The sequence below is a fragment of the Streptomyces sp. S6 genome (assembly GCF_054880855.1).
Map to the genome: position 1 here is coordinate 1 of NZ_JBTYMC010000214.1, position 11,709 is coordinate 11,709.

The following is an 11,709-nucleotide window of genomic DNA, read 5'->3' on the forward strand; positions in this document are numbered from 1 at the left end:
GGCCGGCGCCCGCGACGCCGACGGTGATCGGCACGATGAGCTGGGACGCGGAGTGCCAGACGTCGCCGAGCGCCAGCTCGCCCAGCCGCCCCGGCATCAGCAGCAGCGCCCCGCCCCACAGCAGCGCGCCGACGGCCTGCCCGCCGCCCAGCAGGAGACAGAACGAGCCGAGCCGCCGCGGAGCCTGCCGCAGCACCCGCGCCGCCTCCGGGACCGTCACCAGCGACAGCCCCATCAGCACCGCGAGGAACGGCCCGAGCAGCAGCTCCGCGCCCCGCACGGCCCCCACCGCACCGACCCCGATGAGCACCCCGAGCCCGTACGCCCGCAGCTGACTGGCCCCGCTCAGGCTGACGTTCTCGACGAGGTACCGGTAGCCGAGGTCCCGCTGCTCACGCAGCCACCCGCGTGCCTGGGCCGTACGCGGCCGGATACCGGACTGCACGCACCCGTACGCGGCGGCCACCGACGCGGACGCGCCCCACGCGAGCACGAACCCGGCCACCGTGCCCACCTGGGCCGCCACGACCATCGCGGGGACCAGCGCGATCCCCCACACGACGTCGTTGACGAACGCCTTGCGCCCGACGCCCGCCGCGAAGAACGAGTACCGCCAGGCGTCCTGGAGCAGCAGCCCCGGCAGCATCACCCCGAGGCAGGCGAACGCGGGCCCCACCCGGCCGCCGAGCGCGAGCCCGGCGACCAGACACACCGCGCCGAGCACCGCCCCGAGACCGAGCGCCGTCCCCGTCGCGCGGGCCACCGCTCCCCGCCACGACGTTTCGGGCACCCCGCTGAACCGCACGACGAGCGGATCGGTCGCAAGTCCCCGGGAGACGTTGAGGACGACCCCGTACGTCACCCAGGCCAGGCTGAACACGCCGAACGCGGTCACCCCGAGCGAGCGGGCGACGTACAGGCCCACCACGAAGTTGGACATGCTGGAGGCCGCCTGGTCGGCCAGCCCCCAGGACAGCCGGCCGACGAGGGCCCGCTTCGCCGATCCGGCGGTCGCCGTGGCGGTCACCGGCGTCACGCCTTGATCAGCCCGGCGCCGCACAGGGCGTCGGCGGCGGCGGCCACGGCGCCGAACGGCAGCCCGGACCGCTCGGCGACGTCCAGCAGACCGTGCTCCCCGTCGGAGAGGCTCAGCACCCACAGCATCGCCATCTGAGCCTCCTTCGCGTCACTGCGCCCGCCCAGCGAGTCGTACAGCCCCCGCCGCCCCAACTGCGGTTCCCCGTAAGGGCTGAGGTTCACGTACCGCCGGTCCCGGTCCAGCACTCCGAACGCCTCCCGGCACACGGCGAGGGTGTCCTCCATCGCCTCCGGGGAGACGAACTCCGGGTTGTCCGCCGAGGTGTGGTACTCGGGGTACCCGGCGTACGGGGTCCGGCTCAGCGAACCCACGCCGAGGTCGAACCCGGGGGAGCAGTACTGGCGCTCGTCGTAGCCGTACGGCGTGAACTCCTTGATCTGGTGCGGGCGTCGGGAGGTCGTGAGGACGTGCCGGAGCACCCGGTCGATCTCCGCGTCGCCGCGCCGGCTCTGTTTGTAGGTGAGGTGACCCCGGTCACCCGCGCAGGCCAGCACCAGGCCGTGCTTCACCCGCTCGACGCGCTCCGCGTTGCGGGCCAGCCAGGTGATCGCGCCGATCGTGCCGGGGGCGTAGATGAACCGGTAGGTGTAGTAGGGGCGTTGCCCGGCCAGGGCGCGGGCGAGGAACGTGGCCACCGCGATACCGGCGAGGTTGTCGTTGGCCAGCGACGGGTGGCAGACGTGGCAGGAGACGATGACCTCGTCGGCGACCTGGCCCGGGATCACGTGCTCGGCGTACGTGAGGTGCCCGTCGGTGAGCGTGGAGTCGATCCGCACCTCGTAGTCGCCGTCCGGGAGCGCGTCCAGGGTGTCCTGGGCCAGGCAGAAACCCCACGTCGGCTGGTAGTAGCTCGTGCGGTACGGCACCCACGACGGGTGCTCCGGCAGGGTGTACAGGTGCGGGCGCAGCTCGTCGAGCGGCATCGTCGCCGATACCGGCACGCTGTAACCGAGCACGTGCAGGCTCGACTTCGCGAAGTCGACGACCCTGTTCCCGGCCGCGTCCGCGACGTACGCGTCCCGGATGTTCCACTCCTGCGGCACCGTCCAGTCCAGGACCTGCGTGCCGGTCGGCACCTCGTGGACCGTCAGCGGGACGTACTCGCCGACGATCTCCAGGGTGGCCCGCACCCCGTCCCCCGTGATGCTCCGGCACAGCGGGTACAGCCGCTCCACCAGGGCATGCATCTCGGCGCCGCTCATCGGCGCCACCGGAGGGTGGAGTCGACCGTGCCCGCCTCGGACGCCGCGCGCAGCACCGCGAGCCGGGTGAACCGGTCCTCGAAGTCCTCCCGCGTCAGCCCGAACGTCCGGTACGCGTCGGCGAGTTCGAGGGCGCCCTGCTTCACCGTCCACGCGCAGTCGAACCCCGGGACCGCCTCCCGGAACCGGGAGAAGTCCACCCGGTACGAGCGCGGATCGGCCCCGTTCTCCCCGGTGATCCGCACCTTCGCCCCGGCCACCGCCTCCGCGACCTGCCCGGCGATCTCCGCGACGGTCACGTTGTTGACCTCGCTGCCGATGTTGAACGCCCGGTCGTGCACCGCCTCCCGGGGCGCCTCCAGGGCCACCGTGAACGCCCGCGCGATGTCGGCGGCGTGCACCAGCGGACGCCACGGCGTGCCGTCGGAGAGCACCAGCACCTCACCCGACAGCAGCGCGTGCCCCACGAGGTTGTTCAGGACGATGTCGGCGCGCAGCCGGGGCGAGTAGCCGAACGCGGTCGCGTTGCGCATGTAGACGGGGCTGAAGTCGCCGTCGGCCAGGGTGTTGAGGTCGTCCTCGACGCGCACCTTGGACTCCGCGTACGGCGTCACCGGCCGCAGCGGGGCGTCCTCCGCCACCAGGTCGTCGCCCCCGGCGGCGCCGTACACCGAGCACGTCGACGCGTACAGGAACCGGCTCACCCCGGCGTCGCGGGCGAGGCGGGCCAGGTGGACGGAGGCGTGGTGGTTGATGTCGTAGGTGAGGTCGGGGGCCAGCGAGCCCAGCGGGTCGTTGGAGAGGGCGGCGAGGTGGATCACCGCGTCCATACCGGCCACGTGCTCGGCGGTCACGTCCCGCAGGTCCACGCGGACGCCCGGCGGGTCGGCGGGGCGCGGGCCGAGGACACAGTCCGCGAACAGGCCGGCGTCGAGGCCGGCGACCTCGTGCCCGGCGGCCGTGAGGACCGGGGCCATCACGGTGCCCAGGTAGCCCTGGTGTCCGGTCAGCAGTACACGCAACGGTCAGTCCCCCAGGTCGGAAGCGAGGTCGGAAGCGAGGTCGAGAGTGAGTTTGGTGACGGCGAACGCCTCCGCGTAACGCGCGTGGCATTCGATACCGCGAATACGGGCCAGCCCGAGGAACGCCTCCCGGTCGTACCAGGGCCGGTGCCGCTGCGAGGCGTAGTGCTCCTGGAGCAGACCCACCTTGTCCTCGGCGGTCTGCGGGGACAGCGGCTGGTACACGGACGGGCGGCCGAGATCGCCGTCCCACTTGACGATCTCGTAGCCGAGGACGAGGTGGTCGCGGAACGCCGTCGACATCAGCCGCGCCAGACCCCGGTGGTCCTGGTGGGCGTCGTCCGTGCGCGGGGCCAGCACCAGGTCCGGGTCCGTCGCCGCGCGCAGCTCCTCGACGGCGTCCTTCGCCTCGTCCCAGTGCGCGGGGAATCTGCCGTCCGGCATCTTGCGCACCGTCAGCCTCAGGTCGGCGCCCGGACAGAACGCGGCGAGCGCGGCCCGCTCCTCCTGTTCGCGTTCGCCGCCCGCGCCGGACAGGACCAGCGCGTCGACCCGGACGCCGGGATGCGCCCGGCACAGCGTCAGCAGGGTGCCGCCCGCGCCGATCGCGATGTCGTCGCAGTGCGCGCCCACCGCGACGACCCGCTCCAGGCACCCCGCGCCGAGCCGGATCACACCCGCTCCCACAGGGCCCACGGGCGCTCGCCCCGCGCGTACGCCTCGTCCAGCGCGGCGCGTTCCTTCACGGTGTCCGTCGGCTTCCAGAAACCCCGGTGCTGGTGCGCCACCAGGCGCCCCCGCTTGGCGAGTTCGGCGCAGCCGTCGGCCACCAGGTCCCCGTCCTCAGGGATGTGGTCGAAGACCTCCTGACGGAGCACGAAATAGCCGCCGTTCTCCCACAGCGGCAGCTCGCTCACCGCCGTGATCCCGCCCACCAGACCGTCGTCCCCGAGGTCCACGCAGTGGAACGACGACTGCGGCGGCACCACCATCATCGACGCCCCCGCGTCCCGCGCGGCGAACTTGTCGATCATCTCCGGGAGGGGGGCGTCCGTGAGGACGTCGGCGTAGTTCGCGAGGAACATCTCGTCGCCGTCCAGATGCGGGCGCACCCGGCGCAGCCGCTCCCCGATCGGGGACTCGACGCCGGTCTGCACGAACGTGATCGTCCAGTCCGAGATGTCCGTCGACAGCAGCTCGGTCCGCCCGCCTTTGAGGACGAAGTCGTTGGACGTCGTCTCCTCGTAGCTGAGGAAGAACTCCTTGATGTGGTGGGCCCCGTAGCCCAGGCACAGGATGAACTCGGTGTGCCCGAAGTGCGCGTAGTAGCGCATGACGTGCCAGATCAGCGGCCGGGGACCGACCATCGCCATCGGCTTCGGGACGTCGTCGGAGGCGCCGCTGCGCATCCGCATCCCGTAACCGCCGCAGAACAGGACGACCTTCATCGTTCGACCTCGACAATGCTGAGTTCCGGGATGGGGAAGACCAGCCGGCCGCCCCACTCGTGCACGAAGGAGAGCTGCTCCTCCAACTCGGCCCGCAGGTTCCACGGGAGGACCAGCACGTAGTCCGGCTCGTCGGCGGCGATCCGCTCGGGCGACAGGATCGGGATGCGGGTGCCGGGGGTGAACCGGCCGTGCTTGTAGGGGTTGCGGTCGACCGTGTACGCGAGGAGGTCGGGGCGGATGCCGCAGTGGTTGAGGAGCGTGTTGCCCTTGCCCGGGGCGCCGTACCCGACGACCGTCTCGCCGCGCTCGGCGGCGTCGATGAGGAACTTCAGGAGATCCCGGCGCACTTTGGCGACCCGGGTGGAGAACTCCGTGTATCCGGACAGCTCCTGGAGCCCGGCGGCCTTCTCCCGGGCCAGCACGTCGGCCACCCGCGACGACGGCTCGCCTGTAGGCCGCGCCCACAGCCGGATCGAGCCCCCGTGCGTCGGCAGCAACTCGACGTCCACCAGCGTGAGTCCGCCGCTCTCCAGCGCCCGGATCGCCGAGGCGACCGTGTAGTACTGGAAGTGCTCGTGGTAGATCGTGTCGTACTGGTTCTCCTCGATCAGCGTCAGCAGGTGCTGCACCTCGATGGAGACCCACCCGTCGTCGGCGACCAGCGCCCGCAGCCCCTTCGTGAACCCGACCACGTCCGGGATGTGCGCGTACACGTTGTTGGCGACCACCAGATCCGCCGGACCGTGCTCGGCGCGCACGGCGGCACCGGTCTCCGGCGTCAGGAACGCGGTGAGCGTGGGCACACCCGCGTCCCGCGCGGCGCCGCCGACGTTCACCGACGGCTCGACGCCCAGGCAGCGGATCCCCCGGTCCACCACGTGCCTCAGCAGATAGCCGTCATTGCTGGCGACCTCCACCACGAACGCGTCGGTGCCGAGCCCCAGCCGCTCCACCGCCCCGGTGACGAAGGTGCGCGCGTGCTCCACCCACGACGTCGAGTAGGACGAGAAGTACGCGTACTGCGTGAACGTCTCCTCCGGGGTGATCAGCGGCGGGATCTGGGCCAGCCAGCACTCCGTGCACACCCGCAGGTGCAGCGGGTACGCCGGTTCCGGCAGGTCGAGCTGGTCCGCCGCGAGGAAGCTCTCGCACGGCGGTGTCGCCCCGAGGTCGACGACGCTCGCGAGCGCCTCCGAGCCGCAGAGTCGGCAGCGTGTCATGAAGTGGTTCCCCCCACTCGTTCGTTCCGGCCCGCGATCGCGGACCGGTACCCCTCCACCAGGCGCTCCAGCCCGACAGCCGGACTGAAGCCCTGCTCGTACCGGCGCCGGGCCGCCTCACCCATACCGGGCGAGACGCTGATCCGGCGCAGGCATTCCGCGAGCGAGGACGGGTCCCCCGGCCGGTGCAGCAGCCCGGTCACCCCGTCCTCGACGAGTTCGACGAAGGCCCCGTGACCGGCCGCGACCGCAGGCACCCCGGCCGCCATCGCCTCCACGACGACCAGCCCGAACGCCTCTAGCCACGTCGAAGGCGCCACCACGGCCACCGCCCGGGAGAGGGCCTCCCGGCAGCGCGCCGGGTCGTACAGGCCGACGTACCGGACGTCGTCCCGGCCCGCAGCCCACGCCGTCACCTCGCCCTCCAGCGGCCCCGACCCCGCGATCACCAGCGGCACCTCCACCCCGCCACCGGCCGCGACCTCGTCCCACGCGGCCATCAGCAGCCGCACCCCCTTCGCCTCCGCGAGACGCCCGAGGAAGAGGAGGTACTCACCGGGACCGGTCCGCCGCTCGGCCGGGTCCGGCACGAAGTTGTGCTTCACCGCGAGCCGTTCGGCCGGCAGCCCCGCCGCCACGAGGACGTCGCGCTGCGCGCCGGAGATGCAGAAGAACCGCTCCACCCCGGACCACCACCGCCGCCGGTTCACCGACAGGCTCACCGCGAGCGGCACCGTCGCCAGCCGCGAGTTCCGGTAGCAGCCGTGCCGCACGGCGGGCAGAGGAGTGGCCCCCACACACTCGCTGCACGGCTTCCCGTCCCGCTGGAGCGTGCCCGGCGGGCAGACCTGCGTGTAGTTGTGCAGCGTCGCCACAGCGGGCACCCCCGCGTCGGCGCAGGCCGCGAGGACCGCCGGCGACAGCAGCGGGAACACGTTGTGGACGTGCACCACGTCAGGCCGCTCCGCCCGCAGCCGCGCCGCCAACTCGGCCCGCACCCTCGGGTTCCACGGCACCAGCAGCGGCAGCGCGGCCTTGCCCGGCAGCGACCGGGAGGCGATGTCGTCACTGCGCCGCTCGAACACCCCGACCCGGTGCCCGGCCCCCCGCAGCAGGGCCACCTCCTGGTCGACGACGTTGTTCTCGCCGCTCGGCTGCGCGGAGCCGTAGCGGTTGTGCACCACGAGGACGTGCACGGTCAGATCACCTCCGAGCGGGAACGGGGGACATCGGGCGACGGGACGGCGGGCACCGCCAGCAGTGAGGCGGCGACGGCCAGGTGCAGCAGGTACGGGGAGGCGTCCCCGAGACCGGCCTCCGTGTACGACGCGATGGCGCAGTAGCCGACCAGGAAGATCGCGCAGGCCCGCTCCAGCGACGGCGGACGCAGCAGCGCGACCCCGCCGAGGACGACGACGAACGCCGCCACCAGCACGACCCCCGTCATGCCCTGCTCGTTGAAGACGGCCAGCCAGCTGTTGTCGATGGGCAGCCCGCCGAACGACTTGTCGCCGAGGCCCACCCCGAACAGGTACTCCGAGGGCGTGCGGGGCGCGTCGAGGAGCGCGTTCCACACCTTCGCCCGCCCGGTCAGGCTGGAGAAGTTCTCCTGGCTCTGCCCGCGCAGGAACCACGCCTGCACGAAGGAGCCGAGCGCCACCGCCGTGACGGCCGTGCACAGCACCGCCCAGGAGAAGAACCGGCGCGCGGCGGCGCTGGTCAGCACCAGCGAACCGATCGCCAGCACCAGCCCGGCCAGCAGCCCCAGCGTCGCCGTCCGGGTGTGCGTCAGCGCCAGCAGCACCAGCGACGGCACGACGACCAGCGCCGCGCTTTTCCGGTCGGTGCGCCGGCCCAGCAGGAGCAGCACCGCGAGCCCGATGATCACCGCCGCGTACTGCCCGATCTGCGGCGGCGTCAGCGGCCACAGCGCGCCGACCAGCCGCCCGCCGTACAGGTCGGGCAGGGCGGCACCCGGCGAGACGACCAGACCGACGGCCACCGACGCCAGCACGGCGAAGTACATCCGGATGTGATGCCGGACGAACGTCTCGTCACCGTTCCACCAGCGGCTCAGCAGCCACAGCGTCCCGACGAACAGGGCCAGCCGGGCGCACCGGAACAGCGCCCCGAGCCCCGACTCCAGATGCGCGCTGGACAGCAGACTCGTCACCAGCAGCAGCGTCAGCAGCAGCAGATAGGCGCTGGGCCGCAGGCGCAGCCGCAGATTGAGCAGCAGGGCCAGCGCGAACGCGGCGACCAGCGCACCCATGGTGGCCATCTGGATCAGGGACCGGGGCAACGGGACGATCGTCTTCGCCCCGGCCGACCCCAGCGTGTTGAGGATCAGCAGCCCCCACACCGCCCCGACGAGTTTCGGCGAACGTGCCTCCACCTCACCCACCCCCCTGCGTACGGAAGGTGCTGCCGCTGTCCTGCTGGTACGGCGCCGCCTCCCACTGCAAGGCGTCCAGCACCCGGCTCGGATCGTGCGCGACGAACACCCACGGGCCGACGTACACGTTGTCGTGCCACCGGTTGCCCTGCGTGCGGGTGATCGCCTGCGCCACCTTGTCGCCCATGTACGGAGACCAGTCCGGGTAGGTGCCGTAGTTGGCGAGGAGGGCCATCCGGTCGCATTTCTCCGTGCAGCCGACGACCGACTTGTCGAGGGTGAAGCGGTTGTCGTGGATGTCCACGCGCCGGGTCTTCCAGCGGCAGTCGTCGTACAGCGGAGCCTTCGCGATCCCGGGCTGCCTGCACCGCCCGGTGTCCTTCACGAGGAGCGTGCAGTCGCCGGAGGACGTGTTGGCGGGGCTGTTGCAGAACCGGTCGGCGTTCTCCCACAGGGTGATGCCGGACCAGTTGTCCTCCAGGGTGTTGCGGTAGATCTCCAGCTTGTCCGTACGCGCCCTGACGCGCGGTTCGCCGCCGGACTCCGAGATGTAGACGGTGGCCAGCGGGAAGGAGTCGCCCCGGTCCGCGTACCGGCGGCCCTCGACCCAGTTGTTCCGGCGGATCGTGTTCTTCCTGATGACCGCGTTGTAGCTGGTCTCGTAGATCAGCGCGGCGCCGTCGTTCGACTCGATGACGTTGTCCTCGATCAGGAAGTCGTTGTTGTTGGTGTCCGCCCACAGCCCGGTGCCCCGGTTGCCGTGCACCCAGTTCCCGCGCACGTCGGCCCCGTCGACCGCCCAGAACTTCACGCCCCCCGTGCAGCCGCAGCCCTCCCGCTTGCGCTCCCAGTCACCCGTGTTGTTCCCGGTGATCTCGTTGCCCTCGACGACGAGACCGGTGACCCGGCCCTCGCTCTTGTACGCGTTCATGCCGTACTGCCCGTTCGCGCGCAGACAGTTGCCGCGCACCTGCTGCCGGGCACCCGCCATCAGCCCGGCACCCGTGTTGTGCTGGATCGTCAGGTGCTCGACGACCCACCCGTCCGCCGAGTCGTGGTTGACGACGCCCTCGTCGTGCGGCGCGACGAACCCCTCCACGGTCAGGGAGCGCAGGGTGACGCCGCGCGCGGGCCCGCCGAACGCGTACTGGTTGGTCCTGCGGCCGTCCAGCACCGCGCCGGGGGCGCCGAGATAGACGTCCCCGTCCTTGGGGACGACCTGGGCGTACCGGTCCTGTTCGAGGGTGTGCCTGCCCGGCCGGAGCCAGAACGTGGTGTGCGGGGGACTGCTCCTGGTCTTCGCGGCGAGGTCGCCGGGCACCGCCGGGTCGACGGTCACGGCACCCTTCGGCGCGGACGCCGGACCACCGGAGGGCTTGTCGCACACCCGGGCCACGGGCGTGGCGGGTGCGGCGGCGCTGGTGGACGGCTCGGGCCGCACGCTCGACGTTCCGCTGTCACAGCCGGCCACCGCCAGCAGCAGTGCCAGCGTCGCCGGTGCGGTCCAGTGCCGCCGCGTCATTCGTCTCCTCCTAGCCGTGGAACCCGAGTACGGTCGTGAACTCCCGCACACCGTCGGCGGATCCGGTGCCGACGAGCGTGGTCGCGGGCACCTTGCGCCCGAAGCCGGGGGAGTACCAGCCGAGCGGCGGATCGCTCTCCCCCCGGTGCGCCCGCCAGCTCAGCTCCCGCGGCAGCTTCAGCACCGCCGACCGGTCCTCCCCGTCCCGCTGCCAGGTCAGCAGTGCCCGGCCGCCGTCCAGCTCCGCGGTGACCGCCGGCCCCAGATGGAACGCCAGCCGCACGGCCCGGCGCGGTCCGCGCACGGTGTCGGTGATCCGCAACTCGCTTTGATGCAGGGCAACTTGGCGCCGATGTACCGAGGGCTGGTAGCCGTCGTGCTCGGCGCACCAGCGGTCCTCGCCGGCCTCCAGGACGCGGGTGCGGGCGTGCCGGGTCCACAGGAACGGGCCGCCGGAGACGGACTGGTCGGTGCCGTCGAGTCCGAGCGTGTTGTGGCCGAGGGTGGAGCGGAAGTACCGGCGCCACGCGGGCTGCCCGTGGTAGCAGTACGTCCCCGGGTCGGCGAGCACGTCCACCCCGTCGTGCCGGACCTCCACCGACAGGGCGTCCGCATGGGCGTGCGCGGCGATCGACAGGAACCCGTGCGGCCCGCCGTCGCACCGGCACCAGATCTCCCCGGGGCCCCGCAGGACGGTGAGCCCCGCGTCCGCGAAGTGTGCCGGGCGCTCCACCGGACGGTCGGCGCGCGCGTACGGCCTGATGAACGCGGCCAGCAGCGGGGTGCGGACGTCCGTCCCGGTGACCTGCGGCCACCAGTCGAGGCGCCCGAACACGGCGTCCCCCGTGGCCAGCAGCGACGCCCAGCGGTCCGTGCCCGCGCCGTCCACGACGAGCCCGTACCCGTCGTCCGCGTCCCCCTGCCGGGGTGGCCGCAGCCTGTTGTCCACGACCGCCGCGAGGGCGTCCGTCATGCGCAGCAGGACCAGCCGGACCGACGCGGGCACCGGTATCCCGGCCGCGTCCGCCTCGGCCAGGGCGGCGAGGCCCAGCTCCAGGACCAGGCCGTGGTACTCGGAGGCCAGCTCGCGGTTGAGGCCGGAGAGGAAGGTGTTGGCGCGCAGGTGCCGGTCCAAGGAGCGCAGGGAGTCCGCACGCCAGCGCGCCGACGCCGGGAACCAGTCGAAGACGCAGGACGCCGCGAACTGACCGGCGGCCTCCGCGACGACGTGGTTGTTCGCGGACGAGCCCCGGCTCGGGAACGCGGCCAGCCAGCGCTGGTGGTGCCAGATCTGCGCCACCGCCACCGGGTTGTCCTCGAACAGCGCGCCCGCTCCCGGCCAGCCGTCGAGGAGCCGGCGCACCCACACCCACGACAGCAGCCGGATCCCCAGCTCGATGCCGCTCGTCCAGTGCACGCCCCGCAGCGGCGCGTTCGCCGACCACCACGACCGCAGATGCTCCGCGACCCGCTCGGCGTACCGCTCGTCCCCGGTGAGCGCGTAGGCGGCGGCGAGGACGGTCAGGTACTGGTGCCGGGACAGCTCCCAGATCTGCTTGACGTCCCCGACGGTGTCCTCGTCGCGGTACGGCACGTCGAACGCGTACCCCCAGGGGGCGCGGCGGCCGGTCTTCGGGTCGAACGACCAGTCCGGGTCGGTGAGGTCGTCGCGGACGACGCCGAAGTACTCGGCGTGCCCCGCCAGCAGCCGGTCCGCCTCCGCGACGAGCCGCTTCACGGCGTCCGGCGCCGCCTCGGCGAGGGTCCCCGCCGGGAGCGTCGCCGTGAACCGGGCGTC

At 72.4% G+C, this 11,709-nt stretch carries 10 protein-coding genes; all 10 read right to left on the reverse strand.

The window, feature by feature from the left end; translation table 11 throughout:
- On the reverse strand, positions 1-1,036 hold a 1,036-nt coding region (locus tag ACVNF4_RS24900), incomplete at its 3' end, for a hypothetical protein (protein ID WP_461805103.1).
- Positions 1,033-2,301: a DUF4910 domain-containing protein gene (locus tag ACVNF4_RS24905; protein ID WP_461805104.1), complete on the reverse strand. Its 1,269-nt coding sequence runs from the start codon at positions 2,299-2,301 to the stop codon at positions 1,033-1,035. The genes ACVNF4_RS24905 and ACVNF4_RS24900, both read right to left, overlap by 4 nt.
- Entirely contained in the window at positions 2,298-3,323 is a 1,026-nt protein-coding gene (locus tag ACVNF4_RS24910; protein WP_461805105.1) for an NAD-dependent epimerase/dehydratase family protein, read from the reverse strand. Before ACVNF4_RS24910 ends, ACVNF4_RS24905 begins: the two co-directional genes overlap by 4 nt.
- Before the next feature lie 3 nt (positions 3,324-3,326).
- Positions 3,327-3,998 (reverse strand): PIG-L deacetylase family protein, encoded by a 672-nt coding sequence (locus ACVNF4_RS24915; protein WP_461805106.1) that lies wholly within the window; start codon positions 3,996-3,998, stop codon positions 3,327-3,329.
- Positions 3,995-4,771 (reverse strand): glycosyltransferase family protein, encoded by a 777-nt coding sequence (locus tag ACVNF4_RS24920; protein ID WP_461805107.1) that lies wholly within the window; start codon positions 4,769-4,771, stop codon positions 3,995-3,997. Before ACVNF4_RS24920 ends, ACVNF4_RS24915 begins: the two co-directional genes overlap by 4 nt.
- On the reverse strand, positions 4,768-5,994 hold the full coding sequence (locus tag ACVNF4_RS24925) for a class I SAM-dependent methyltransferase (protein WP_461805108.1): 1,227 nt from the start codon (positions 5,992-5,994) through the stop codon (positions 4,768-4,770). The genes ACVNF4_RS24920 and ACVNF4_RS24925 overlap by 4 nt, the downstream gene beginning before the upstream one ends.
- Entirely contained in the window at positions 5,991-7,190 is a 1,200-nt protein-coding gene (locus ACVNF4_RS24930) for a glycosyltransferase (RefSeq protein WP_461805109.1), read from the reverse strand. The genes ACVNF4_RS24925 and ACVNF4_RS24930 overlap by 4 nt, the downstream gene beginning before the upstream one ends.
- Before the next feature lie 2 nt (positions 7,191-7,192).
- Positions 7,193-8,389, reverse strand: a complete 1,197-nt coding sequence (locus ACVNF4_RS24935) for an O-antigen ligase domain-containing protein (protein WP_461805110.1) — start codon at positions 8,387-8,389, stop codon at positions 7,193-7,195.
- Between the two features lies 1 nt (position 8,390).
- Entirely contained in the window at positions 8,391-9,911 is a 1,521-nt protein-coding gene (locus ACVNF4_RS24940) for a right-handed parallel beta-helix repeat-containing protein (RefSeq protein WP_461805111.1), read from the reverse strand.
- A gap of 10 nt (positions 9,912-9,921) precedes the next feature.
- Positions 9,922-11,709: heparinase II/III family protein (locus tag ACVNF4_RS24945; protein ID WP_461805112.1), on the reverse strand; the 1,788-nt coding region annotated here is incomplete at its 5' end.

Excerpts from the sequence above, each read along its gene's own strand:
- ACVNF4_RS24920 (WP_461805107.1), bottom strand. The coding sequence starts at position 4,771 with ATGAAGGTCGTCCTGTTCTGCGGCGGTTACGGGATGCGGATGCGCAGC.
- ACVNF4_RS24940 (WP_461805111.1), bottom strand. The coding sequence starts at position 9,911 with ATGACGCGGCGGCACTGGACCGCACCGGCGACGCTGGCACTGCTGCTG.
- ACVNF4_RS24925 (WP_461805108.1), bottom strand. The coding sequence starts at position 5,994 with ATGACACGCTGCCGACTCTGCGGCTCGGAGGCGCTCGCGAGCGTCGTC.
- ACVNF4_RS24905 (WP_461805104.1), bottom strand. The coding sequence starts at position 2,301 with ATGAGCGGCGCCGAGATGCATGCCCTGGTGGAGCGGCTGTACCCGCTG.